Annotated in this window: 24 protein-coding genes and 1 tRNA gene; 12 read left to right on the plus strand and 13 right to left on the minus strand. The window is 71.5% G+C overall.

Annotated features, from left to right (window positions below; all coding sequences use genetic code 11):
• Positions 1-19 precede the first annotated feature (19 nt).
• The 3 genes from OG254_RS42870 to OG254_RS42880 form a co-directional block, all read right to left on the minus strand.
• Positions 20-829 (minus strand): SAM-dependent methyltransferase, encoded by an 810-nt coding sequence (locus tag OG254_RS42870; RefSeq protein WP_351201239.1) that lies wholly within the window; start codon positions 827-829, stop codon positions 20-22.
• A 142-nt stretch (positions 830-971) separates the two neighbouring features.
• Positions 972-1,787, minus strand: a complete 816-nt coding sequence (locus tag OG254_RS42875; RefSeq protein ID WP_405593090.1) for a hypothetical protein — start codon at positions 1,785-1,787, stop codon at positions 972-974.
• Between the two features lie 110 nt (positions 1,788-1,897).
• Positions 1,898-2,596 (minus strand): response regulator, encoded by a 699-nt coding sequence (locus OG254_RS42880; RefSeq protein ID WP_405593092.1) that lies wholly within the window; start codon positions 2,594-2,596, stop codon positions 1,898-1,900.
• Between the two features lie 219 nt (positions 2,597-2,815).
• Between OG254_RS42880 and OG254_RS42885 the strand changes: the two genes are divergently transcribed.
• From OG254_RS42885 to OG254_RS42920, 8 genes are all read left to right on the plus strand, one after another.
• Positions 2,816-3,997 (plus strand): sensor histidine kinase, encoded by a 1,182-nt coding sequence (locus OG254_RS42885; protein ID WP_405593094.1) that lies wholly within the window; start codon positions 2,816-2,818, stop codon positions 3,995-3,997.
• A 97-nt stretch (positions 3,998-4,094) separates the two neighbouring features.
• On the plus strand, positions 4,095-4,739 hold the full coding sequence (locus OG254_RS42890; RefSeq protein WP_405593096.1) for a helix-turn-helix domain-containing protein: 645 nt from the start codon (positions 4,095-4,097) through the stop codon (positions 4,737-4,739).
• A 52-nt stretch (positions 4,740-4,791) separates the two neighbouring features.
• Complete coding sequence (locus tag OG254_RS42895; RefSeq protein WP_405593098.1) at positions 4,792-6,129, plus strand: M24 family metallopeptidase; 1,338 nt, start codon at positions 4,792-4,794, stop codon at positions 6,127-6,129.
• Positions 6,129-7,106, plus strand: a complete 978-nt coding sequence (locus tag OG254_RS42900) for a thiamine pyrophosphate-dependent dehydrogenase E1 component subunit alpha (protein WP_405593100.1) — start codon at positions 6,129-6,131, stop codon at positions 7,104-7,106. Before OG254_RS42895 ends, OG254_RS42900 begins: the two co-directional genes overlap by 1 nt.
• Entirely contained in the window at positions 7,094-8,074 is a 981-nt protein-coding gene (locus OG254_RS42905) for an alpha-ketoacid dehydrogenase subunit beta (protein WP_405593102.1), read from the plus strand. The genes OG254_RS42900 and OG254_RS42905 overlap by 13 nt, the downstream gene beginning before the upstream one ends.
• A gap of 22 nt (positions 8,075-8,096) precedes the next feature.
• Entirely contained in the window at positions 8,097-9,449 is a 1,353-nt protein-coding gene (locus OG254_RS42910; protein ID WP_405593104.1) for an amidohydrolase family protein, read from the plus strand.
• Entirely contained in the window at positions 9,446-10,318 is an 873-nt protein-coding gene (locus tag OG254_RS42915) for a cupin domain-containing protein (RefSeq protein WP_405593106.1), read from the plus strand. The genes OG254_RS42910 and OG254_RS42915 overlap by 4 nt, the downstream gene beginning before the upstream one ends.
• Positions 10,318-11,010, plus strand: a complete 693-nt coding sequence (locus tag OG254_RS42920; protein WP_405593108.1) for an SDR family oxidoreductase — start codon at positions 10,318-10,320, stop codon at positions 11,008-11,010. The genes OG254_RS42915 and OG254_RS42920 overlap by 1 nt, the downstream gene beginning before the upstream one ends.
• Positions 11,011-11,034: 24 nt before the next feature.
• Here the strand turns inward: OG254_RS42920 and OG254_RS42925 are convergent, their stop codons facing one another.
• The 4 genes from OG254_RS42925 to OG254_RS42940 all read right to left on the minus strand — a co-directional run bounded on the left by OG254_RS42925 (position 11,035) and on the right by OG254_RS42940 (position 13,780).
• Positions 11,035-11,841, minus strand: a complete 807-nt coding sequence (locus tag OG254_RS42925) for an SAM-dependent methyltransferase (protein WP_405593110.1) — start codon at positions 11,839-11,841, stop codon at positions 11,035-11,037.
• 135 nt (positions 11,842-11,976) lie between these two features.
• Positions 11,977-12,309, minus strand: coding sequence for a DUF3140 domain-containing protein (locus OG254_RS42930; protein ID WP_405593112.1), 333 nt, complete (start codon positions 12,307-12,309; stop codon positions 11,977-11,979).
• A gap of 49 nt (positions 12,310-12,358) precedes the next feature.
• A complete protein-coding gene (locus OG254_RS42935) occupies positions 12,359-12,841 on the minus strand; it encodes a Dps family protein (RefSeq protein ID WP_405593114.1) in 483 nt (160 codons plus the stop codon).
• Between the two features lie 129 nt (positions 12,842-12,970).
• Positions 12,971-13,780, minus strand: a complete 810-nt coding sequence (locus OG254_RS42940) for an alpha/beta hydrolase (RefSeq protein ID WP_405593116.1) — start codon at positions 13,778-13,780, stop codon at positions 12,971-12,973.
• A 150-nt stretch (positions 13,781-13,930) separates the two neighbouring features.
• On the opposite strand from OG254_RS42940, the gene OG254_RS42945 reads away from it, so the two are divergent.
• Both OG254_RS42945 and OG254_RS42950 read left to right on the plus strand, forming a co-directional pair.
• Positions 13,931-15,118 (plus strand): thiolase family protein, encoded by a 1,188-nt coding sequence (locus OG254_RS42945; protein WP_405593118.1) that lies wholly within the window; start codon positions 13,931-13,933, stop codon positions 15,116-15,118.
• Between the two features lie 66 nt (positions 15,119-15,184).
• Entirely contained in the window at positions 15,185-15,958 is a 774-nt protein-coding gene (locus tag OG254_RS42950) for a sulfite exporter TauE/SafE family protein (protein ID WP_351201208.1), read from the plus strand.
• Here the strand turns inward: OG254_RS42950 and OG254_RS42955 are convergent.
• Positions 15,938-16,756, minus strand: coding sequence for an HAD-IIA family hydrolase (locus OG254_RS42955; RefSeq protein WP_405593120.1), 819 nt, complete (start codon positions 16,754-16,756; stop codon positions 15,938-15,940). The genes OG254_RS42950 and OG254_RS42955 overlap by 21 nt on opposite strands.
• Before the next feature lie 35 nt (positions 16,757-16,791).
• Complete coding sequence (locus OG254_RS42960; protein ID WP_405595536.1) at positions 16,792-18,234, minus strand: hypothetical protein; 1,443 nt, start codon at positions 18,232-18,234, stop codon at positions 16,792-16,794.
• A gap of 299 nt (positions 18,235-18,533) precedes the next feature.
• Between OG254_RS42960 and OG254_RS42965 the strand changes: the two genes are divergently transcribed.
• Positions 18,534-19,283, plus strand: coding sequence for a cobalt-precorrin-6A reductase (locus tag OG254_RS42965; protein ID WP_405593122.1), 750 nt, complete (start codon positions 18,534-18,536; stop codon positions 19,281-19,283).
• Here OG254_RS42965 and OG254_RS42970 read toward each other — a convergent pair.
• From OG254_RS42970 to OG254_RS42985, 4 genes are all read right to left on the minus strand, one after another.
• Complete coding sequence (locus tag OG254_RS42970) at positions 19,270-19,731, minus strand: hypothetical protein (protein ID WP_405593124.1); 462 nt, start codon at positions 19,729-19,731, stop codon at positions 19,270-19,272. The two genes, OG254_RS42965 and OG254_RS42970, sit on opposite strands and share 14 nt — an antisense overlap.
• A 44-nt stretch (positions 19,732-19,775) precedes the next feature.
• Complete coding sequence (locus tag OG254_RS42975; RefSeq protein WP_405593126.1) at positions 19,776-21,860, minus strand: MDR family MFS transporter; 2,085 nt, start codon at positions 21,858-21,860, stop codon at positions 19,776-19,778.
• Positions 21,861-21,978: 118 nt separating this feature from the next.
• Entirely contained in the window at positions 21,979-22,752 is a 774-nt protein-coding gene (gene cobF, locus OG254_RS42980) for a precorrin-6A synthase (deacetylating) (RefSeq protein ID WP_405593128.1), read from the minus strand.
• 93 nt (positions 22,753-22,845) lie between these two features.
• Complete coding sequence (locus tag OG254_RS42985) at positions 22,846-23,367, minus strand: DUF309 domain-containing protein (RefSeq protein WP_405593130.1); 522 nt, start codon at positions 23,365-23,367, stop codon at positions 22,846-22,848.
• A gap of 112 nt (positions 23,368-23,479) precedes the next feature.
• Between OG254_RS42985 and OG254_RS42990 the strand changes: the two genes are divergently transcribed.
• A tRNA-Pro gene (locus OG254_RS42990) sits at positions 23,480-23,553 on the plus strand.
• Positions 23,554-23,639: the final 86 nt, after the last annotated feature.

The raw sequence follows: 23,639 nt of genomic DNA on the forward strand, positions 1-23,639 counted from the left end.
CGTGCGGTCCCTGTCGGCGTCAGGGTTTCACGGCCACCGCGCCGTACTGCGGCACCGCGGCGGGAGAGTCGGGGGCGCGCCACTGCGAGCAGGACACCAGGCCCGGCTCCAGCAGCTCCAGGCCCTCGAAGAAGGCGGCGATGTCCGCGCCGCTGCGGGCGGTGATCGGCGGCGTGGCGTTCTCGTTCCAGAACTTCATCGCCGGGATCTGGCCCTCCCCGCCGAGTTCGGAGTCGAAGGTCGGGTGGGTCAGGACCAGGAGGCTGCCGGAGGGGACGGCGGCCAGGACGCGCCGCACGATCTCGCGGGCCTTGTCGTAGTCCAGGACGAAGTTGAGGATGCCGAGCATCATCACCGCGACCGGCTTGCCGAAGTCCAGGGTCTGCGCGGCCCGTTCGACGATGGCGTCGGGGTCGTGCACATCGGCGTCGATGTAGGCGGTGACGCCCTCGTGGGTGCCGGTCAGCAGCGTGCGGGCGTGCACGAGAACGATCGGGTCGTTGTCGACGTACACGATCCGCGAGTCGGGCGCGACGCGCTGGGCGATCTCGTGGGTGTTGTCCGCCGTCGGCAGCCCCGTGCCGATGTCCAGGAACTGCCGTATGCCCCGCTCCTCGGCCACGAAGCGCACGGCGCGGCCGAGGAAGTCGCGGTCCGCGCGGGCGATGTCACGGATGATCGGGAACATCCCGGCGACCTGCTCGCCGACCTGCTGGTCGACCTCGTAGTTGTCCTTGCCGCCGATCCAGTAGTTCCACACGCGCGCGTTGTGCGCCACACCGGTGTTCAGCCTCGCCGACCCGCCCGACGGGGTGTGGCCATCACTCACGACTCGTCCTCTCCTCGCACGAACGACCGAAACCGGTCATCGTCGCCATTGTGCCGCTCCGTTGATCACGCTGTCCCGGGAATCGGCAGAGCAGGCACGGCCGTTGGCGTGCGTGCGGGGAGAGAGCCTCGGGCGGGCCGGGCTAGTAGTCGAACTCGCTGGGGGTCGGCGCGGGCGACTTTCCGGCCAGGACGTCGTTCAGGCGCTGGGTGCCGAGCTTCACGGCGAGGTTGACGGAGTCCTGCTGGCCCCCGTCGAGGCCGCCCGCCGTGACGGTGATCGCGTCGGTGCCGACCCGTACGGCGGCGACGTCCTCGGTGAGCGTGGTCGGCTCGCCGTCCGCGGTGCCCTTGATGGTGACGCGCAGGCCGACGCGGTCGTCGCCCTCCTTGGGCAGCGTCGTCTCGATGACCTGGACCGTGCGGTCCCCGCCGCCGTTGCCGGTGACGGTGAACTCGTCGCACTCCTGCGGCAGGGTCTTCAGCCAGGCCAGCGCCTCCTGCGGGTCGGTCCGCTCATAGGCGGCCACCTGGTACAGCAGACGCGAGTCGCCCTGCTGGAAGCCGCGCAGCGCCGACGCGCCGGACGGCTTGCCCAGCAACTCGTCGGTGTACAGGCCGTCGAGGAGCCGCTGGCAGTCGGCGGCGTCCGTCTTCCCGGTGAGGAAGTCGTCGACGTCGGCCTGGCCGATGAGCAGGCTGTCGTGCCAGCCGGCGACCTCCGAGTCCTTCACCTGCGTCCAGTCGTCCTCGATGTCCGCCGCGGTGATCAGCGCGGTGCGGGCACCGTCCTCGGTGAGGGTGGTGGTCGGGGAGGCAGTGGACGTCTGCCGGGCGACCGCACCGGCCTGGGAGACGTCCTCGCCGCTGTCGTCCGAGCAGGCCGCGGTGGTCAGCAACGCCCCGACCGCCAGGGCCGAGGAGAGTACACGGACAGGACGGGACGGGCGACGGATCATCTGGGGTGCCTCCTGTGGACGTGACGGGTGTCCCCAGCGCACCACCGGTTCTGACGGCCCACCAGCGGCGCCGGACCGTTCGAGTGAGCGCCACGGGAGGGACCGTCGAGTCACCCGCCGGGCTGCCCGTACCCGTGCTGCCAGGCCCAGGCCGCGATCTCGACGCGATTGCGGGCGGAGAGCCTCAACTGGACGCTGGACAGGTGCGTCTTGACCGTGGACAGGGAGACGTACAGCTTGGCGGCGATCTCGGCGTTCGTACGGCCGAGGGCGACCAGGCGGACGACGTCGAGTTCGCGGTCGGTGAGAGGCTCCGCGGGCGCGGCGGGCCTCGCCGGGGCGGCGGCGCTGGTCTGCGGGGCGGTGAGGTGCTTGAGCAGACGGACCGTCACCGACGGCGAGACCAGCGAGTCGCCGGCCGCGGCGGCCCGGACCGCCTCCGCGAGCAGGGTGGGCCCCGAGTCCTTGAGCAGGAACCCGCACGCGCCGTCGCGCAGGGCCCCGTACACGTACTCGTCCAGGTCGAAGGTCGTCACCACGACCACCCGCATCGGGTCGGCCACGTCCGGCCCCGCCAGCAGCCGCGTCGCCGCCAGGCCGTCCAGCTTCGGCATCCGGATGTCCAGCAGGCACACGTCCGGGCGCTCCCGCCGGGCCAGCGCCACCGCCGCCTCACCGTCGGCGGCCTCGGCGACCACGGTGATGTCGGGCTGGGCGTCGAGGAAGAAGCGGAAGCCCGTGCGGACCATCTCCTGGTCGTCGGCGATGAGGACGCGGATGGGCGCCCCGGACGGGGATGGGGTGGTCATGGCTCGAGCATGCCTGAATGCCTGAATGGATACGGGCTATGGGCGGTCGGGGCGCGGTCGGCGCCCAGGGATGTCGTCCCGGTCCCGTCCAGCGCACCGGTCGACACGCGCCCACGCGCCCACGCGCCCGCGCGCCTCGGCCAAAAGGCCGGCGCCGGCCGCGAGCCCTCGGCCGATCGGCCGATCCGGCCGTGCGGGCGCTCGCCTACCGTGATCGCCATGAGGTCCGTTTCCCCCCGTGGCTGTGCCCGGGGTTTCGCCGTCGGCGTCCTGATCGCCGCGTGTGTCGTCGACGTGCTCTACGCGGGTTCCGACGGCACGAGCGTCCTGCCGACGGCGAGCCCCGTCTGGCCGACCCTGGCCGTGCTGCTGGTGGGCCTGGCCGCGGTGTTGTGGCCGCAGGGGCGGCGGCCCGCATGGCTCACACCCCAGGTGCGCACCGCGGTCCCGGCCCTCGTCTCGGCCCTGTACTCACTGGGCTCGCTGGCGACCCAGAAGGCGAACGTCTTCGGCCCCGCCGAGGTCCTGATCCTGCTGTGCCTGCTGTTCCTCGCGGTACGGCACTGCCCGCCGCGCTGGGCCTGGGGCTGCGGCGCCCTCGACGCGGGCGCGCTGCTGCTGGTGTCGATTCGCAACCTCGGGCCGTGGGACGCCGCCGTGCTGGGCCTGGTGGTGGCCGGCCTGGTCCTGATCGGCGGCGTCGCCGGGCTCGCCGTGTATCTGCGCACCATGGACTACCGGCGGACGCTCGCCGTCAGCGAGACCCGGCGCTCCGAACGCCTCGCCATCGCCGCCGACCTGCACGACTTCGTCGCCCACCATGTCACCGGGATCCTCGTGCAGACGCAGGTGGCCCGCATGATGGCGCAGACCCGGCCGCAGGAGCTCGACCCGGTGCTGGCCGGTATCGAACGCGCCGCCACCGAGGCCCTCGCCTCGATGCGCCGCACGGTCGGAGTGCTGCGCGACGCCGGGGACGAGGCGACCGACCGCCGCCCGGTCGGCGACCTGGCGGGCCTCGCCGATCTGACGGACGGCTTCGCGAGCCCGGTCCAGCGGATCACCCTGCGCCGCGATCCCGCCGTGTCCGACGTCCTGCCCCACGAGGTGCAGGCCGCTGCCTTCCGGGTCGTGCAGGAGGCGCTCACCAACATCCGCCGGCACGCGGCCGACGCCACGCACATAGAGGTCCGCCTGCGCGGCGACGCCGGCCGGCTGGAGGTGTCGGTCGCGGACGACGGCCGGGGCGGCACCCAGCTCCCGGCGGCGGCCCACGGCGGCGGCTTCGGCCTCGTCGGCCTGACGGAGCGGGTCACCGCACTCGGCGGCGAACTGCGCGCCGGGCCTCGGGCCGGCGCGGGCTGGGAGGTGCGGGCGGTGTTCCCGGAGGGGAAGGCCTGACGCCATCGGTTTCCGGTACCGATACCCTTCGGGCGCCCTGCGCTGTTCAATGAGAGCGAACGGTGTCCGTCCCCGGTACGCCGAGAGGAGCCGCCCCATGCCCCCCGCCGCCATCCCGCCGGTAGGCACCCGCATCCGGCAGGCGCGCCTCGCACGCGGGACGAGCCTGCGGGCGCTCGCCCGGGAGATCGGCGTGTCGGCGAGCCTCGTCTCGCAGATCGAGAACGGCAAGAGCCAGCCCTCGGTCAGCACCCTCTACGCCATCACGACCGCCCTCGGCATCTCCATCGAGGCGCTCTTCGACGCGGGAGAGTCCGTGATGGCGTCCCCCGTGGCGGCAGCCCCCGGCACCGTCCTGCACGCCCTCGCCGCCTTCGCCGCCGACCCCGGCCGCCGCATCGGCCCGCTGGTCACGCCGGACGACCGGGAGGTGCTGGAGCTGGACTCCGGCGTGGTGTGGGAGCGCCTCGGGCACGTTCCCGGCACCCACGTCGACTTCCTTCAGGTGACCTACCGGCCCGGCGGAGCCTCCTCCAGCTCGGGCGGCCTCATGCGCCACGCCGGCACCGAGTACGGGTATCTGACCTCGGGCGAACTGATCCTCACCCTCGGTTTCGACGAGTACACGCTGCGCCCGGGCGACGCCGTCTGCTTCGAGTCGACGACCCCGCACCGCTACCGCAACGATGGAGAGGTACCGGCCATCGGTACCTGGTTCGTGTCCACCGACATTGTTCAGTGACACTTGACACCCGTCCTGGACGGTCGTTCACTCCGAAGTGGGGGTGGTCGCCATGGCGATCCGCACATTCGGACCCAATGCCGTCGACTGGGAAGAGCGCGTCGATCTCGACCGGCTGCGCAGACAGCGGCTGGCCCGCCTGGGCGAGAGCCTGAACCGCTCCGAGCTGGGCGCGGTGCTCAGCTTCGACTTCGCCAACATCCGCTACATGACCGCCACGCACATCGGCACCTGGGCGATGGACAAGCTGATCCGCTTCGCCCTGCTGGTGCGCGGCGGCGAACCCATCGTCTGGGACTTCGGCTCCGCCGCCCGCCACCACCAGCTCTACAACCCGTGGCTCGACTACAGCGATGGCAAGGACGGCCCGCCCACCGGCGCCCGCGCAGGCATCTCCACCCTCCGTGGCGCCTTCCACCCGGACGCCGGGATAGCCGAGGACGTCGCCCGGAAGATCGCCACCGAGCTGCGCGAACACGGCCTGGCCGGCGAACCGCTCGGCATCGACGTCGCCGAGATGCCGGTCCTCACCGCCCTGCGCGCCGAGGGCATCGACGTCGTCGACGGACAGCAGGTCTTCCTGGAGGCCCGCCGCATCAAGACCCCGGACGAGATCTCCCTGCTCACCCAGGCCTGCGCGATGGTGGATGCCGCGTACGAGGAGCTGTACGGCTATCTGCGCCCCGGTGTGCGCGAGAACGAGTGCGTCGGCGTGGTCAGCAAGGTGCTGTACGACCTCGGCAGCGAGTACGTCGAGGGCGTCAACGCGATCTCCGGCGAGCGCTGTTCACCCCACCCGCACGTCTACAGCGACCGCCTGATCCGGCCCGGTGACCCCGCCTTCTTCGACATCCTGCACAGCCACCTCGGCTACCGCACCTGCTACTACCGCACCTTCGCCGTCGGCAGCGCCTCCGGCGCCCAGCGCGACGCGTACGTCCGCTGCCGTGAGTACATGGACCGGGCCATCGCCCTCGTCCGGCCCGGCGCCACCACCGCCGACATCGTGCAGGTCTGGCCGCGCGCCGAGGAGTTCGGCTTCGCCGACGAGACGGCCGCGTTCGCGTTGCAGTACGGCCATGGCGTCGGCCTGTCGATCTGGGAGAAGCCGATCTTCAGCCGACTGGTCTCCCTCGACCACCCGGAAGTCCTCGAAGAGGGCATGGTGTTCGCCCTGGAGACCTACTGGCCGGCCGCCGACGGCTGGTCCGCCGCCCGCATCGAGGAGGAAGTGGTCGTCACCGCCGACGGCTGCGAGGTCATCACCAAGTTCCCGGCGGAGGACCTGCTGGTCGCGGGCCGCAAGTACTGGACGGTGGGCGGCGAGCTCAACACCCGGCGCGAGGCGCAGTCCCACCTCAACACCCCCCACGGCAACGGGACGCGCTGATGGAACCGGCCGAACTCCTCGCCGCCTACGAGCAGATGGCCGTCATCCGCCGTACGGAGAAGGCCGCCCACGACCTGTTCCTCCAGGGCCTGGTCAAGGGCACCACCCACCTCGCCGCCGGACACGAGGCCATCGCCGTCGGTGCGAGCGCCGCCCTGCGCCCCGACGACTACGTCTTCGCCACCTACCGCGGCCACCATCACGCGATGGCCCGGGGCGCCACCCCCGAGGAGTGCCTCGCCGAACTCATGAGCCGGGCAACGGGCCTGTGCAAGGCCAAGGGCGGCTCCATGCATCTGACGAAGGCGTCCACCGGCATGCTCGGCTCCTACGCCATCGTCGGCGCCCACCTCCCGATGGCGGCCGGCGCCGCCTGGTCGGCCCGGCTGCGGGGTACCGACCAGATCGCGGTGGCCTTCTTCGGCGACGGCGCGACCAACATCGGCGCCTTCCACGAGGCGCTCAACCTGGCCGCCGTATGGAAGCTGCCGGTGCTGTTCGTCTGCGAGAACAACCTGTACATGGAGTACACGCCGATCGCCGACGTCACGGCGGTGGCCCGGCCGGCCGCCGACCGGGCGCCCGCCTACGGCATCCCCGGCGAGGTCGTGGACGGCAATGACGTGATCGCCGTTCAGGAGGCGGTGACCCGCCTCGCGGCGCGGGCCCGGGCGGGAGACGGGCCCGCACTGCTGGAGGCGCAGACCTACCGGCACTTCGGGCACAGCCGCGCCGACCCGGGCACCTACCGTCCCGCCGAGGAGGTCGAACGCTGGCTCAAGCACGACCCGCTGGACCTGGCGCGCGGGCGGCTGGTCAGGATGGGGGTGCCCGAGGCGGTCGTCGGCGCGGCGGACGAGCGCGCAATGACCCTGGTGCGGAAGGCAGTTGAGGCCGCCAAGGCTGCCCCGCCGCCCGATCCGGACCAGGCGCTGACCGACGTATGGGCCGACGGAGGTGCGGCGTGGCGGACGTGATCAGCTACCGGGAGGCGGTCGCCGAGGGCATCGCGCGGGAGATGCGGCGCGATGCGTCCGTCGTCTGTCTGGGCGAGGACATCGGCGAGGCCGGTGGCGTGTTCAAGACGACCGTCGGGCTGTTCAAGGAGTTCGGGCCGGAGCGGGTGTGGGACACGCCCATCTCCGAGCAGGCCATCGTGGGGGCCGCCATGGGCGCCGCGATGACCGGGATGCGGCCGGTCGCCGAGATCATGTTCTCCGACTTCCTGGCCTGCTGCTGGGACTACCTCGCCAACGAGATCCCCAAGGTCCGGTACATGACGGGCGGTCAGGTCACCGTTCCGCTGGTCGTGCGCACCGCCAACGGCGGCGGGCTCGGCTTCGGCGCCCAGCACTCCCAGGCCACCGAGAACTGGGCGCTCACCGTGCCCGGACTGAAGATCGCCGCACCGGCGACCCCCGCCGACGTGATCGGCATGATGGCGGCGGCGATCCGCAGCGACGACCCGGTCGTCTTCTTCGAACACAAGGGACTCCTCGCGTCCAAGGGCGCACCCGCGCCGCCGGACCACCTCGTCGAGCTGGGCCGCGCCGCCGTCGTCCGTGAAGGCGCCGATGTCACCCTCGTCGCCCTCGCCTCGATGGTGCCGCTCGCGCTGAAGGCCGCCGAATTGCTGTCCGGCGAGGGCATCGAGGCCGAGGTCGTCGACCTGCGCTGCCTGGTGCCCCTGGACATGAGCACCGTGCTGGCCTCGCTCGGGCGGACCTCGCGGCTCGTCACCGTCGAGGAGAACCCGTACCAGGGCGGCTGGGGCGCGACCCTCGTCTCGGTCGTCGCGGACGAGGGGTTCGCTCTGCTGGACGCGCCGGTCAGACGGGTGGCGGGGGAGTGCGTCCCGCTGCCGTTCGCCGACGCGCTGGAGGAGCGGGTGATCCCCACCGTAGACAAGGTCGTGGCGGCCGTACGCAACCTCGCCGCCTACTGAACATCCCATGGGAGGAAGGGCGATGAGCAATCGGATACTCCTGCGAGGCGGTCACGTACTGCCGATGGATCCCGGAATCGGGGACCTGCCCGAGGGGGACGTCCTCGTCGAGGACGGACAGATCGTGGCGGTGCAGCGGGACATCAGCGCCGACGCGGAAGTGCTCGACATGGCCGGCCGGATCGTGATCCCCGGCTTCGTGGACACCCACCGCCACACCTGGGAGGCGTCCATCCGCAATGTCGCCCCGGACGCCACCCTGGACGACTACTTCGTCGACATCCTCGACACCTTCGCCCCGCTGTACACCCCCGAGGACGTGTACGCGGCCAACCTCGCGGGCTCGCTGGAGTGTCTGAACGCCGGCATCACCACGCTCGTCGACTGGTCCCACATCAACAACACGCCCGCCCACCCGGACGCCGCAATCCAGGCCCTCAAGGAGACCGGGATCCGCGCCCAGTACGCGTATGGCAGTGCCAACACCTCAATGGCCGACTACTGGTTCGAGAGCAAGATCGCGATACCCGGCGATGACGTCCGGCGGATCCGCGGGAAGTACTTCGCCTCCGACGACGGCCTGCTCACCATGGCGCTCGCCACCCGCGGCCCCGGCTTCTGCGTCAACGACGTCGTCAACGCCGAGTGGGCGCTCGCCCGCGAGCTGAACATCCCGATCACGGTGCATGTGGCGATGGGCCGCCTCGCGGGCCGCTTCGGGATGGTCAGGCAACTGAGCGACCTGGGGCTCCTCGGTCCCGACACCACCTACATCCACTGCTGCTACCTCCACGAGGACGAGTGGCAGATGGTCGCCGACAGCGGCGGTACGGTCTCGATCGCGCCGCAGGTCGAGGTGCAGATGGGGCACGGCTGGCCGCCCGTGATGAAGGCCGTCGAGTACGGGCTGCGGCCCTCCCTGAGCATCGACGTCGTCACCACCGTGCCCGGCGACATGTTCACCCAGATCCGCGCGGCCTTCGGCGCCGAGCGCGCCCGCGTCAACGCCGACTGCTGGAAGGCCAACATGCCGGTCCCCGACAGCATGTTGACGGCACGTCAGTTGCTGGAGATGGCCACACGCAACGGCGCCCACGTCGCCGGCCTCGAACACCGCACCGGCTCACTCACCCCCGGCAAGCGTGCCGACGTCGTCGCCATCGACGCCACCGCCCTGAACGTCGCCCCGGTGCACGACGCGGCCGCCGCGGTGACCCTGTCGGCGGACGTCTCCAACGTCGACACGGTCATCGTCGACGGAGTGGTCCACAAGCGCGACGGCCGGCTCGTCGCCGACGTCGACCGGGCCCGGCGGCTGGTCCAGGAGTCCCGCGACCGGCTCTTGGCCGCGAAGGAGGCGAAGAGCGCGGCATGACCCGACACCTGGTGCGCCGCGCCGCGGACCTTCAGGAGCCGCCGTACAGCGAACTCGGGTACCGGCGGCGGGAGTTGGTGGGCGAGGAGGACGGCAGCGTGCACACCGGCTTCGGCCTGTGCGAGATACGGCCCGACGGCCGGGTCGCCGCCCATATGCACTCCTACGAGGAGAGCTTCCACGTGCTCGACGGGGCCGTGGTCCTCGACGTGCCCGAGGGCTCGTACCTCCTCGAAGAGGGCGACTACGGCCTCCTCCCGACCGGCGTCCCGCACGCCTGGCGCGGCGCCGGGGACACCGGCGGGCGCTGGGCCGACATGCTCGCCCCGGTGCCGCGGGCCCGCTACGGCCACGACACCCAGACCGTCCCCGCGCTGCCGGAGCGCGACCCCGTCCGCATCGACGTCCGCGACCCGCGCACCCGGTCCCTCGGCCACTTCGAGCCCGCGCAGATGGACCCCGGCAAACAGTCCCAGGACCTGCTCGCGGTGTCGGCGAGCATGCGGACCGCGCTGCTCGTGTACAGCGGGATCACGGTGAAGATGATGGTCGACAGCGATCTCGGCGCGGTCGCCTCGACGATGTTCATGGTGCAGTACGCGCCGGACGGGGTGGCCGGCCCGCACGACCATCCCTTCGAGGAGACGTACCTGTTCCTGGAGGGGGTCGTGGACGCCACCTTCGACGGCGAGCGGTACCGGCTGGGCCCGGGTGACGTGGCGTGGGCGGGCGCCGGTTGTGTGCACGGGTTCTCCAATGCGGGTCAGGGGCCGCTGCGTTGGCTGGAGACACAGGCACCGCAGCCGCCGTCGCGGCACTCGTACCGGTTCACGCGGGACTGGGAGTATCTGAGGGAGGCCCTGGGCTGATGAGCAGTGTCCTTGTCGTGGGCGGTACGTCCGGGATCGGCAGCGCGTTCGCCCGCTTGCGCGCGGGGCGGGGCGACGAGGTGGTCGTCACCGGCCGGGACGCCCACCGTGCCGGCACGGTGGCCAAGGAGATCGGGGCTGGCCAGGGCCTGGCCCTCGACCTCTCCCGGCCGCGGGAGATCGCCGCCGCGCTGGCCGGGGTCGGGCGCGTGGACCATCTGGTGATCGCGGGCGTCTCGCGGGACGAGAACCGGGTCGCCGACTACGACATCGAGGCGGCGCTGCGTCTCGTCACGCTCAAACTCGTCGGCTACACCGAGGTCGTGCACGCCCTCGGCCCACGGCTGCACGAGGACGGCGCCATCGTGCTGTTCGGCGGTCAGGCCAAGGAGCGGCCCTATGCGGGGGCGACGACGGTGGCGACCGTCAACGCGGGCGTGCGCGGTCTGGTGAACACCCTCGCCGTGGAGCTGGCGCCGGTGCGGGTCAACGCCGTGCATCCCGGGGTTGTCGGGGACAGCCCGTACTGGGCGGGCAAACCCGAGGAGGTGCTGGCGGGGGTGCGCGCCAGGACGCCCGGCGGACGGCTCGCCACGATGGCGGACGTCGTGGACGCGGTGGACTTCCTGCTCCGCAACCGGTCGGTCAACGCCGTCGAACTCGCCGTGGACGGAGGGTGGTTGCTGGGCTGAAAGGGTGGCCGCCGGCGCGGCGGGTCAGCGCTTGAGGCCGACCGCTCCGTACAGGGACACGGGCTCGCCGCGCTCCCCGTCCTCGCCCTCGCCGGGCCGCCAGTCCGACAGGGAGACGATGCCCGGCTCCAGCAGTTCAAGTCCCTTGAAGAGGCGGCCCATCTCGGCGTGCGAGCGGGCCACGAGCGTCACCCCGCTCGCCTGGTAGGCCGCGATACCCCGACGGACGTTCTCCGGCTCGTAGTCCGCCGTCATCGCCGACAGCACCAGACAGCTGCCCGGCGCCAGCGCGCCGACCAACGTGTCCACGAGCTCGTGGGCGCCGTCGTCGTCCGCGATGAAGTGCAGCAGCGCGACCAGCGACAGGGCGACCGGCCGGTCGAAGTCGAGGGCGGAGGCGGCCTGTTCGAGGATCCGCTCCGGTTCCCGCGCGTCGGCCTGCGCATACTCGGTCACACCCTCCGGGGTGCCGCGGAGCAGGGCGTCCGCGTGCGCGAGGACGATCGGGTCGTTGTCGACGTACACCACCCGGGCGTGCGGGACGACGGACTGGGCGATCTGGTGCAGGTTGGGCTCGGTCGGGATGCCGGAGCCGATGTCCAGGAACTGGCTGATCCCCGTTTCCTGGACGATCGCCCGCGTGGCCCGTTCCATGAAGCGGCGGTTGGCGCGGGCGTGCCGTGGAGCGTCGCCCTGCATCGCGGTGATCCGCCGGCCGAGTTCCTCGTCGACGGGGTAGTTGTCCTTGCCGCCGAGGAACCAGTCATAGACCCGGGCCGGATGCGGCCTGCTCGTGTCGATCCTCGATATGGCCGGCTCGGACCCGGTCACGCGACACTCCTGTGTTCGACGACGGTGTGTCCGAGCAGTCTGTCACGATCATGAGGCCGGACGGAGGCTGTCTTCGGCCACCTCGCGTCGAGTTGGATGGCTCCTAGACCGGCTCTGCGACGCGCCGGTCGTCGCTCATGGCCTCAGCGGATCGTGGCCGATCGTCATCAGCTGATGCCGCCGGCGCGTCTGCTCCGGCTCGGGTTCGTTCTCTAGGTCCGCTTCCTCGGTGACGGTGTCCACGACGTCGTACATCACCTGGATGTCGTCGTCCGTGAGGTCCGTGCGACGCTTCTGGAGGATCGCGAGGACGTGCTGCCCGGTCGGCGGGCCGGCCCGGTCCGGCAGCGGCTCGCTCTCCTCCTGCGCGTCCCTGACCCGCAGCCAGCCGGCCAGCTCCTGCGAGGTCATGTTCACCACGCGGTGGAAGTCCGCCCACAGTGCGTCGAGTTCGAGGGCGTCGGTCACGGTGTGCCCCTTGTCTTTCGGGTAAGGCAGTCGTGTGCGGCGCGTGGTGTCACTCGGCGCGCGGCCAGTTCTCGGCGTCGAACATCCACCGCTGCTTCTCCAGCTCGCTCGTGATGCCGATCAGCAGGTCCTGGGTCACCGGGTCCGGCTCGGCGGTGGCGGTGATGCGGGCGCGCAGTCGTTCGATGGCTCCCGCCAGGGTGTCCACGACCATCTGGACGACCTCCGTGTCGCGCACCCAGCCTTCCTTCGGGCCGGGCAGCGTGTAGGCCGCGGCGATCGTCTCCGGCCGGCCGTCGGGCGGCAGGCCGAGCGCCGCGGAGCGTTCGGCGACCGTGTCCGCGTACGTGCGTGCCGTCGAGACCACCTCGTCGAGCTGGAGATGGATCGACCGGAAGCGCGGGCCCACGATGTTCCAGTGCGCCTGCTTCCCGATCAGCGAGATTCCGAGAAGATCGACGAGCGTGCTCTGCAGGGCGTCCCCGGCGACTCGGCGAGCCGGTTCGGGCAGCGTGCTGTTGACCACAGGCATTCCGGGCTCCTCCTTCTGGCTTGATCCAGGCCGACATGGAGCGTGCGGCGTCCGACCACTGGGGTCCACTGCGACCACTCCATGCCGGCGCGGGTGCCCAGGCCCGAACGAGTGCAAACGCGACGTGTCTCAGCGTGCGAACACACCGTCCAGGAAGTGGATGAGGTCCGCGAAGACCTGCTCCTTGTTCGTCTCGTGGAACACCTCGTGCCGGGCCCCGGCGTAGACACGCTCGGTCGCGTCGTTCCCGCGCAGCTCCTCGATCCCGACGCGGCTCCCGGCGAGCGGGACGAGCCGGTCGTCGTCGCCGTGCAGCCACAGCAGCGGCAGCCGCCCGATGCCACCGCTCTTGGACACGGTGTCCAGCATCCGCACGAACGCCTCCACCGTCGGCCGCTTCATCGGCCCGTGCCAGACCAGCGGATCCTTCGTGTACGCGACGCCCACCTCCGGATCGCGCGAGAGGGCGGCCGGGCTGATGGGGGTGTCGGGGATCTCGGCGTGGGCGAGCAGCCGCCGGGGCAGCTCCCAGTCGCCGATCACGGGCCCGGACAGCACCAGGGCGGCCAGCTCGTCGCCGTGCAGCTGCGCGTACCGTGCCGCCACGAGTCCGCCCATCGAGTGCCCGACCAGGACGACCGGCACATCCGGATGCGCGGCCCGGGCCAGAGTGGCGACGGCGTGCACATCGGCGACCACGTCTTCGAAGTCCTCGATCACCACGCGCTCGCCCGCCGACCTCCCGTGACCGACGTGATCCGGCCCGAACACGGCCGCGCCATGCCTGACCAGCACGTCCGCCACCTCGGCGTATCGGCCCATGTGCTCGCCGTAGCCGTGGAGCACGAGCGCGACGTGACGAGGCCGAGGATTCGGCCATTCGCGTACGGCGATCGATCCACGGCTTCCGTCGAGGGCATGCTCGCGAGTGTCGGCCATTGCTCCTCCGGCTGCGTTCGGCTGCTTCCGGCTCCGTCGCTGAAGCTTCCCGGGGATCTTCCCAGGGTGCGCCAGGTCGGTCTATAGTCAAAAACTAGCGGTGCTAATTAACAGGGTGCCGATCCATACTGCCCGGTCAGGAGTCCTGTCGTGCGTCCCGTCCACTTCGCTGCCGCCCGCCGCACCCCCATCGGCAAACTGCGCGGAGCACTGTCGTCCGTACGGCCCGACGATCTCGCCGCGACCGTGATCAGGGGCCTCGTCGCCGACGTCCCCGCACTCGATCCGGCGCGCATCGACGACGTCTACTGGGGCGCAGCCAACCAGGCCGGCGAGGACAACCGCAACGTCGCGCGGATGGCCGCGCTGCTCGCCGGCCTCCCGGAGTCCGTGCCGGGCGCCACGGTCAACCGCCTGTGCGCCTCCGGCCTGGAGGCGGTGACGACGGCCGCCCGCACCATCGCGGCCGGCGAGGCCGACATCGTGCTCGCCGGCGGCTCCGAGTCCATGAGCCGCGCCCCCTTCGTCCTGCCCCGCCCCGACGAGGCCCTGCCCCACGGCATCGAGACCTACGACACCCGGCTGGGCTGGCGCCTGGTCAACCCGGCGATGAAGGAGCTCCACGGCCTGCTGTCCATGGGCGAGACGGCCGAGGAGGTCGCCGGGCGCTACGGCGTCCCGCGCGAGCGACAGGACGAGTTCGCGCTGCGCAGCCACCAACGGGCCGCCGAGGCCCGCAAGAACGGCCACTTCGACGACGAACTCCTGCCGGTGACGCGCCCCGACGGCGTGCTGGTCGACAGCGACGAGTGCATCCGCGAGGACACCTCGTACGAGAAGCTGTCCCGGCTGAAGGCCGTCTTCCGGGAGGGCGGCACGGTCACCGCGGGTAACGCCTCTCCGATGAACGACGGCGCCGCCGGCCTGCTCCTGGTCAGCGAGGAGGCCCTGAACGAACTGGGCCTGGAGTCCCTCGGCCGCTACGTCGCGGGCGCCTCCGCGGGCGTGCACCCCGACGTGATGGGCATCGGCCCGGTCCCCGCCACCCGCAAGGCCCTGGCCCGCGCCGACTGGACGGTCGCCGACGTCCAGGAGGCCGAGTTCAACGAGGCGTTCGCCGCCCAGGCGCTCGCGTGCGTGGACCAGCTCGGGATCGACCCCGACCTGGTGAACGCCAGTGGCGGCGCCATCGCGCTGGGCCATCCGCTGGGCTGCTCGGGCGCACGGATCCTCACGACGCTGCTGCACCGGATGCGGCGGACGGGGGCGGAGCGGGGGCTGGCCACCATGTGCGTGGGCGTGGGGCAGGGCAGCGCGGTGCTGGTGGAGCGGCACTAGCAATCTCCCGACTGGCGAGACGGTCCTTACCCGTACCTGTTGAATGCACATACCATCGGTCTCCGCATGGACACGATGACGCTTTGGCACATAACAGGCTGGGAGTTCGCCGCGCTCGCTTTCGCGGCCCTGCTCGTCGGCTTCTCGAAGACCGCCGTGAGCGGGGCCAACACGATCAGCCTGGCGGTCTTCGCCGCCGTACTGCCTGCCCGCGCCTCCACCGGCATCCTGCTGCCGATCCTGATCGCCGGCGACGTGCTCGCCGTGCTCACCTACCGGCGGCACGCCCACTGGCCCACCCTGTGGCGGCTGTTCCCCGCGGTCGCCGCCGGCGTGGTCTTCGGCACGCTGTTCCTGGTGTGGGCGGACGACGAGATCGTCCGTACGTCGATCGGCGCGATCCTGCTGCTGATGGCGGGCGTGACGGTCTGGCGCCGCCGTACGGCGGACAAGGAGGCCGAGCCGGACTCGGTCACCACCCGGGCCGGCCGGGTCAAGGCCCGCTCGTACGGCGTCCTCGGCGGCTTCACCACGATGGTCGCCAACGCGGGCGGCCCCGTGATGTCGATGTACTTGTTGTCGGCCGGCTTCCGCAAGCTCGGCTTCCTGGGAACGTCCGCCTTCTTCTTCCTGATCGTCAACGTCTCCAAGGTGCCCTTCAGCGCCGGACTCGGCCTGATCGACGGCTCCTCGCTGCTGCTCGACGCCGCGCTGGTGATCTTCGTCGTGCCCGGCGCGGTGCTCGGCAAATGGGCCGTGGACCGCATCAACCAGCGGCTGTTCGAGCAGCTCGTGATCGCGGCGACGGTCGTGGGCGGCCTACAGCTGCTGCTGCGCTGAGCCCCGCAGATCCGTCAGCAGGGCGGGCAGATCGGCGAACGAGTCGATCACATGGTCCGGCCTACCGCTCGCGTCCCGATGCGTCTGCGGCAGATACTTCCCGGTCCGCACCAGCACACCCGTGACACCGGCCCGCTGCGCGGCCAGCACATCGGACTCGATGTCGTCCCCCACCATCACCGCCTCGTCCGCACCGACCCCGACATGCGCCAGCGCCGCCGCGAAGAACGCGGCCGACGGCTTCCCCGTGATCTCCGCCTCGACCCGCGCTGCCTTCTCGAGACCGGCCAGGAAAGCGCCGGTGTCGAGCCGCAGCCCCTGGTCCGTACGCCAGTACAGATTCCGGTGCATGGCCACCAGCCACGCCCCGCGCTGGAGATACCCGAAGGCCCGGTCGAGCGCCGCGTACCCGAACTCGGGCCCGGCACCGCCGACGACCACGACGTCCGGCGTGCTCTCCCCTCCCTCGTCCTCGCCGATGAGGGTGACTCCACCCAGGTCCTGTGCGATGTCCCCGCTGTTCAGCAGCACACAGCGCGCACCCGGGAAGTGCTCGGCGAGATGGGCGGCGGTGACGGCGGGCGCCGTCAGGATGTCGTCGGCGGACACCGGGAACCCGGCGTCCGCAAGCGTGTGCGCGATCGACGCCCGTGTCCGCGAGGTCGTGTTGGTGACCAGCGCGACACGCAGCCCGGCCGCGCGGATCTCCCGCAACGCCTCGACCGTCCCGGGCAGCGGCTGCCACGAGACGGTGAGGACTCCGTCGATGTCGATGAGAACGGCCCGTACGGATCCCATGCCAGGACGATAGCGAGCGCCCCGGCCGACCCCGCTCAGGGAGCGATACCGACACCCTCGATGTCGCTCCACGCCCGCTCCTGACCGGCCGTCATGGCCGGCCACCGCAGCCCGCCCGGTCGCGGCTCGACGCGCGAGGCGTACGGCTGCGGACGGAAGGCGGGGTCGTAGAGGCAGCCCGTGCCGTACGTCTCGTCGAACGCGCCGCACGACGCCACGACCGACTTCGGCGTGGGCTTCTTCCCCTTGCGCACCCAGGTGTCGAGGGCGGCGATGGACGTGGCGTACTCGGCGTCGCTCAGCTCACTGTGCTCGTGCTCCCGGGTGAACGTCTGCACCAGGTGAGCGTCGCGCCGGGCCCCCTGGAGCGTGGCCCGGTAGGCCGCCTCGTGCTCCACGAACGCCGTCGGGTCGTCGATGGCGTGCAGCGTCAGCACCGGCATTGAGACCTTGCCGGTGAGATCGCTGTCGTAGGACAGATCCCGTACGGCCGTGGGGTCGGGGGCGAACCGCTCGACACCGGCGTTCAGCGCCTCGTCGTCGTGCGACCCGGAGTAGCGAACGCCCTCGTTGCCGAAGGGGTTCCGGTCCCCGAGGCGCTCGTGCACGATGTCGCGGAACGTGAAGGTCGCGAACCGCAGATGCGACTCCAGGGTGCGCTCGGGGATCCGCGTGACCGCGAGGATGTCGTCGAGGTTGCGCTGCTGGAGCGCGGTCCGCTCCGCCGCCGGCGACGCGAACCCGGTGCACTCCTGGAGGCGGGCGCGCAGCCCGGCCGACGTCATGGTCGAGCCGGCGCGCAGCCCCTGCCACAGCGGGTACTGCGGCTCGGTCGGGCGGGGGTGGTTCCCGCAGTAGTACTGGTAGACGACGCGCAGGTCGACGCGGTAGTCGTAGCCGCGCGAGCCGCCGCCCAGGACTCCGTTGGTGAGCAGCGCCCCGTCGTACGCGCCCTTCTGGCTGCCGTAGGTCTCCACGACCTTCGCGGCGACGTTCCCGCCCCACGACTGGCCGTGCACATACGTCCGTCGCGGCTTGCCGAACTCCTCGACGAACAGCCGGCGCACGCTCTCCGTGTCGGCGGCGGCCATCCGCGTCCCGTAGCCGCCCCGGCGGTAGGACGAACCCGCCCAGGCGTAGCCCTCCTTCACCATCACCGACCAGCGGCCCAGGTCGTCGAGGCTGCGGGCGGGGTCGGACTCCGCGCCGAGGTCGGGGCCGCCGTGGGCGTGCACGACGAGGGAGCGGTTCCACTCGTGGGGTATGGCGATCGCGTAGTAGGCGCCGTTCGCGTCCTGGCCGGTGTAGCAGTCGGCCTTGTCGACGAGGGCCGCCGGGCACTGCGCGGGGGCCGGTTCCGCGCTGTCGCCCCGGGCGTTCGAGGCGCCGACGAGGATGCCGACGGCGAGGGCACCGGCCAGCACGGCGGCCAGCGTCGTACGCCGCTGTGCCGATGACGGAACAGACCTGCGGATCACTGCGTGCGTTCTCGTCCAGTCCAAGACGCTGCTCCTCGTTCTCGTCGGCACGTCTTCGAGCCGTGCGCCGTGATGCTAGGGAGCGACGGGGCGAGGAACCACGGTCTGCTCGTTTGTGTTCATAGTGTTCGCAGGGTCGAACGGGCATGGGCAGCGGTGCGGTCGCCCGCGGGCACCGGAACTGACGCGTCCAGGCAGGGAGCGTGCCCGTGCGGGCACCGGCCTTCGAGGAACGACAGTCCCGGCGAGCACCCGACCTCCGAGTCCCGCGCCCCCGCCGCACCTCGTACGCTCGCCCCATGTCCCCCCGCCACATCCTGATCCTCGGCGGCACCACCGAGGCCCGCGAACTCGCCGCCGCGCTCGCGGCGCATCCCGGCGTCCGGGTCACCACCTCGCTCGCGGGGCGGGTGTCACGGCCGGGCGCGGTCGAGGGGGAGGTGCGCGTCGGGGGCTTCGGCGGCGCGCAGGGCCTGGCGGACTGGCTGCGCGCCGAGCACGTCGACTTCCTCGTCGACGCCACGCACCCCTTCGCCGAGTCGATCACGGCGAACGCGGTCCGCGCCGCGAGGTCGACCGCCGTCCCGGCGGTGGTCCTGCGCCGCCCCGGCTGGCACGCCGGCCCCGGCGACCGCTGGCACGACGCGGGATCCCTCGAAGAGGCCGCCGCTCTGCTGCCGGGCCTCGGACACCGCGTGCTCCTGACCACCGGCCGCCTGGGCCTCGCGGCCTTCGCCCACCTGACGGACCTGCACTTCGTCGTACGCTCCGTCGAACCACCCGAGCCGCCCATGCCCCCGCACACCGAGGTGCTCCTGGCCCGCGGCCCCTTCACCCCGGCCGCCGAAACGGCCCTGCTGCGGGAGCATCGCATCGACGTCCTGGTGACCAAGGACAGCGGCGCACACGCCACCTCCGCCAAACTCACGGCCGCCCGCGTCCGCGCCCTCCCGGTCGTGCTCGTACGCCGCCCCCCACTGCCGGAGGGCGCGGACGCTGTGCCGGATACGGCGGGTGTGCTGGAGCGGCTCGGCCTCAGCGCGGGGTGACCGAGGCGCGGAGGCGGTCGAGGGCCCGGAGGACTTCGTCACGGTTCCTGGCGCGTTTGATCCACGCGGGCAGCCGTGCGACGTACGTCATCTTCCGGCCGTGCTCGTACCACGGCGGTCGCTCCCGCAGCGGTGCGGCGACGAATCGTCCGAGCAGGTCGAGTTGTTCGAGGTTGTAGGCCCACACGACGCCGTGCCTGGTCCCGGTCTGCAACCAGAGAGCCGGGTGGCACCGCCCGTCGCCGCTCTGTGAGCTCCGCGCCAGCCCGCAGGACCGACAGATCAGACGCCGGTGCGGGTACGACGCGCCGTGCCCGTCCGGTGCGACCGCGGGTCGGCGGTCGTAGTGAGCGAGTGCCTCACAGCGCGGGCAGCGCACCAGGATCGAGTCGCTGAACTCGTAGACCGTGGTGAGGGGATCGCGGAATCGCACCGGCGCGGCAGACATGCCGGAAGTATCACGGAGGGCCGTCACCAGCCGCACCCGGATTCTCAGCGGGACTTGCTCAACGCCGGCTCCTGTACGCGGCCGGTGAGGCCCGCGTCGAGGTCCTCCACCAGGAGGCGCTTGGCGATGGTGTGGACGGCGGCGCGCAGGTCCGTGCCCGGGGGGCGGCCGATGTCGTCCTGGAGGCGCTCCTCCAGCCAGGTCGCCCAGGCGGTGCCGATGATCTGGGCCTCCCGCGTGCCCGCGGGGGTGGGCGAGAGGAGGGAGCCGCCGTCGCGGGTCAGGTAGCCCTCGTCGACCATGCGGTCGAAGACGGGGAGCAGTACCTCGGGAGGCAGGTGGCGGCGGGCCGCGATCAGGCTCAGGCTCGCGTGGCCGACCAGGACCGTCAGGATCTCGACCTGCATCACCGCCCAGGCGCCGGCCACGTCGAGGCGGGTTTCGGAGGCCCCGATGATCCGGCGGGCGGTGTCGGGGCTCATGCCGCCGATGATCTGCCCGACGGACGTCTCCAGCACCCGCTGGGCATTGGGGTCGTGCGGGGACGCGAACCCGTCGCCCAGGTCGGTGGACGCCATGCGCGCACTGTCGCGCAGCGGAACCTGCTTGAGGAACAGCGCGATGACGAAGCCGAGAGCCGCGACCGGCACCGCCCACAGGAACACGGTCTGGATCGTCTCGGCGTACGCGTCGACGATCGGCGCGGCGACCGCCGACGGCAGCCCGTTCAGGCCCTCCGGGCTGGTCGCGGCCCGGCTGATGACGGCCGGATCGAGCCCGGAGCCGGTTCTCGCGGCGGCCTCGACCCCGTCGGCGAGCCTGGGCGTGAGCGTGTTCGTGTAGATCGTGCCGAAGACGGCCGTGCCGAACGAGCTGCCCAGCGTCCGGAAGAACGTGACACCGGAGGTCGCGGTGCCGAGGTCGGCGTAGTCGACGGTGTTCTGCACGGCGATCGTCAGGACCTGCATGCACAGCCCGATACCGGTGCCGAGCACGAACATGTACATCGATTCCAGCCAGGCACCGGTCGACGGCCCCATCAGCGACATCAGGAACAGCCCGACGCCCATCACCAGGGAGCCGACGATCGGGAAGATCCGGTACTTCCCGGTCTTGCTGACCACGTTGCCGCTGAACACCGACGCGATGAGCAGCCCGGCCACCATCGGCAGCGTCCGCACACCGGAGACGGTGGCCGAGTCACCGTCGACGTACTGGAGATACGTCGGCAGATACGTCAGCGCGCCGAGCATCGCGAAGCCGACGATGAAGCTGAGGACGGAGCACACCGAGAAGACCGGGTTGCCGAACAGCCGCATGGGCAGCATCGGCTCCGCCGCCCGCGTCTCCGCCCAACAGAACAGACCCAGCGCGACCGCACCCCCGACGAACAGCGCGATGATGACGCCGGAGCCCCACGCGTACTGGTTGCCGCCCCAGCTCGTCGCCAGGATCAGCGCGCTGGCGCCGACCGCGACGAGCCCGATGCCCAGGTAGTCGATGATCGGCCGGGAGGCCGACTTGACCACCGGGATGGTCCGGGCAGCCGCGATGACGACGACGATCGCGATCGGGACGTTCACGTAGAAGGCCCAGCGCCAGGTGAGATGGTCGGTGAACAGCCCGCCCAGCAGCGGTCCGATCACCGTCGCCACGCCGAACACCGCACCGATCGCGCCCTGGTACTTGCCGCGTTCGCGCAGCGGGATGACGTCCGCGATCAGCGCCATCGCCGTCACCATCAGCCCGCCGGCCCCGACTCCCTGCATCGCCCGCCACAGGATCAGCAGCGTCATGTTCGAGGCCAGACCGCACAGGAACGAGCCCGTGATGAACACGATCGCCGAGACCTGGAAGACCAGCTTCCGGCCGAACTGGTCGCCGAACTTGCCGACCAGGACCGTCGCCACGGTCTCCGCCAGCAGATACGACGTGACGACCCAGGACATGTGCTCGGCCCCGCCGAGATCCGACACGATCGTCGGCAGAGCGGTGCCCACGATCGTCTGGTCGAGGGCCGCGAGGAGCATCCCCAGCATGATCGTCACGAAGACGACGTTCCGGCGGCGCTTGTCCAGCACGGGTGGCTGGGAGGCGGCCGGCGGGGCGGATTCCTCGGCGAGCGTCACGGGGCCACGATCACAGCGGCCGACCTGCGACGCATGCGGGACGGGTCCGCTCGGGTGCCGCCAGGGCCGCCCACGCCGGGCGGCCACGCTGGGCGGCCTTGCGTCCCCGTACTGCTCCCTACTGCTCCTTCGGATTCCGGCGCAGCAGATACGTGTCCATGATCCAGCCCTTGCGCTCCCGCGCCTCCGCGCGCAGCCGCTCGATGCGGGGCGCGGCCTCGGCGATCGGCCCGGAGGCGAGGATCTCGTCCGGGGTGCCGATGTAGGCGCCCCAGTAGATCTCGATGTCCTGCTCCGCGTACTGCCTAAAGGTCTGGTGGGCGTCGAGCATCACGACCACGTCGTCCACGCCGTCCGGGAAGCCCTCGGCCAGCCGCCGCCCCGTGGTGATCTGCACCGGCCGGGCGACCCGGTTGAGCCCCGTCCGATGCCGGGCGACCAGCGCGGAGACGCTGCTGATGCCGGGCACGACGTCGTACTCGAAGTCGACGGCGCCCTTGTCCAGCACCTCCTCCAGGATCCCGAGCGTGCTGTCGTACAGCGCGGGATCACCCCACACCAGGAACGCGCCGGTCTCGCCCTCGCCCAGTTCCTCGGCGATCAGCCGCTCGTAGATCCCGGCGCGCGCACTGCGCCAGTCCCCGACGGCGGGGGAGTAGGAAGAGCCCCCGGCCGACCGGTCCCGCTCCGGGTCCCGCGCCTCGACGACCCGGTACGTCCCCTCCGGTATGTGCGCGTCGAGCATGTCCCGGCGCAGCCGCGTGAGGTCCGACTTCACCTCGCCCTTTTCGAGGATGAAGAACACGTCCGTACTCCGCAGCGCCCTGACCGCCTGAAGCGTCAGCTGCTCGGGGTCGCCCGCCCCGATCCCGATGACATGAATCTTTCGCACGCACCGAGTCTGCCCCACGCCACTGACAACACGACCACCGAGTCCACGTAGCCGGCGCCGGCCTGCGGAAACCGGCCGTGCGCCGACGGCTCCCTACGCCCGCCCCCGCAGCCTCGGTGCCCGCTCCCGCGCGTCCACCGGCTCGCCGCCGTCCTCGACGACATCCGCCAGCTCCCGCGCCCAGGCTGCCACCCCCGCGAGATCCATCCCGTACGGCCGCGGCCCTCCACCACCGGCCGCCCACCCCTCCACGGCCCCGGCCCCGCGCCGCAGCAGCCTCGCGCCACCCGTCACATTCCCGCGCGCCGAGTGCGTGAGCCCCACCGCCAGCTGTGCCAGCCCGCGCCACAGGGCCCGCTCCTCCTGCGGCCCCGTCTTCCACGCGTCCTCGAAGACCTCGTGCGCATGGAACGGCTTCCCCGCGTCCAGCAGCTCCTGTGCCTGTACGACGGTCTCCTGCGGCGTGCGTACGACGCCCTCGGGCTGGCGGGCGACGCCGTCCGCGCCGTACGGCAGGGGACGTCCGAGGCCGTCCCGGGGCCGGGCGCTGCGTGCCCGACCTTCGCTGTCCCGGTCCCGTGCCGCCGCCTGCCGCCTTGACGATGTGCTCCCCATACCCCCGATTGTCCATCGCCCCGTTCCTCGGCGGACGCCCACTTCGGCCCCGTGGTCGACGTGAGGTAAAGTTCTCTTCGCGTGATCACGCGGTTCACCGCGTGAGAGGCACCGGGACGTGGCGCAGCTTGGTAGCGCACTTGACTGGGGGTCAAGGGGTCGCAGGTTCAAATCCTGTCGTCCCGACTGGAGTCCGCTCCGTAGTCGCAGGTCAGGGCCTTGTTCCACTTCGGTGGGACGGGGCCCTTGATCGTTTCCGGGGCTCTCGTCTC

Source organism: Streptomyces sp. NBC_01092, assembly GCF_045039535.1.
Taxonomy (GTDB): Bacteria; Actinomycetota; Actinomycetes; order Streptomycetales; family Streptomycetaceae; genus Streptomyces.

Bases quoted from the DNA above. Each gene is read 5' to 3' on its own strand.
- OG254_RS42900 (WP_405593100.1), top strand. From the start codon at position 6,129: ATGGAACCGGCCGAACTCCTCGCCGCCTACGAGCAGATGGCCGTCATC.
- OG254_RS42920 (WP_405593108.1), top strand. From the start codon at position 10,318: ATGAGCAGTGTCCTTGTCGTGGGCGGTACGTCCGGGATCGGCAGCGCG.
- OG254_RS42910 (WP_405593104.1), top strand. From the start codon at position 8,097: ATGAGCAATCGGATACTCCTGCGAGGCGGTCACGTACTGCCGATGGAT.
- OG254_RS42940 (WP_405593116.1), bottom strand. From the start codon at position 13,780: ATGGCCGACACTCGCGAGCATGCCCTCGACGGAAGCCGTGGATCGATC.
- OG254_RS42955 (WP_405593120.1), bottom strand. From the start codon at position 16,756: ATGGGATCCGTACGGGCCGTTCTCATCGACATCGACGGAGTCCTCACC.
- OG254_RS42885 (WP_405593094.1), top strand. From the start codon at position 2,816: ATGAGGTCCGTTTCCCCCCGTGGCTGTGCCCGGGGTTTCGCCGTCGGC.
- OG254_RS42875 (WP_405593090.1), bottom strand. From the start codon at position 1,787: ATGATCCGTCGCCCGTCCCGTCCTGTCCGTGTACTCTCCTCGGCCCTG.
- OG254_RS42970 (WP_405593124.1), bottom strand. From the start codon at position 19,731: ATGTCTGCCGCGCCGGTGCGATTCCGCGATCCCCTCACCACGGTCTAC.
- OG254_RS42965 (WP_405593122.1), top strand. From the start codon at position 18,534: ATGTCCCCCCGCCACATCCTGATCCTCGGCGGCACCACCGAGGCCCGC.
- OG254_RS42915 (WP_405593106.1), top strand. From the start codon at position 9,446: ATGACCCGACACCTGGTGCGCCGCGCCGCGGACCTTCAGGAGCCGCCG.
- OG254_RS42895 (WP_405593098.1), top strand. From the start codon at position 4,792: ATGGCGATCCGCACATTCGGACCCAATGCCGTCGACTGGGAAGAGCGC.
- OG254_RS42880 (WP_405593092.1), bottom strand. From the start codon at position 2,596: ATGACCACCCCATCCCCGTCCGGGGCGCCCATCCGCGTCCTCATCGCC.
- OG254_RS42935 (WP_405593114.1), bottom strand. From the start codon at position 12,841: ATGCCTGTGGTCAACAGCACGCTGCCCGAACCGGCTCGCCGAGTCGCC.
- OG254_RS42950 (WP_351201208.1), top strand. From the start codon at position 15,185: ATGGACACGATGACGCTTTGGCACATAACAGGCTGGGAGTTCGCCGCG.
- OG254_RS42890 (WP_405593096.1), top strand. From the start codon at position 4,095: ATGCCCCCCGCCGCCATCCCGCCGGTAGGCACCCGCATCCGGCAGGCG.
- OG254_RS42985 (WP_405593130.1), bottom strand. From the start codon at position 23,367: ATGGGGAGCACATCGTCAAGGCGGCAGGCGGCGGCACGGGACCGGGAC.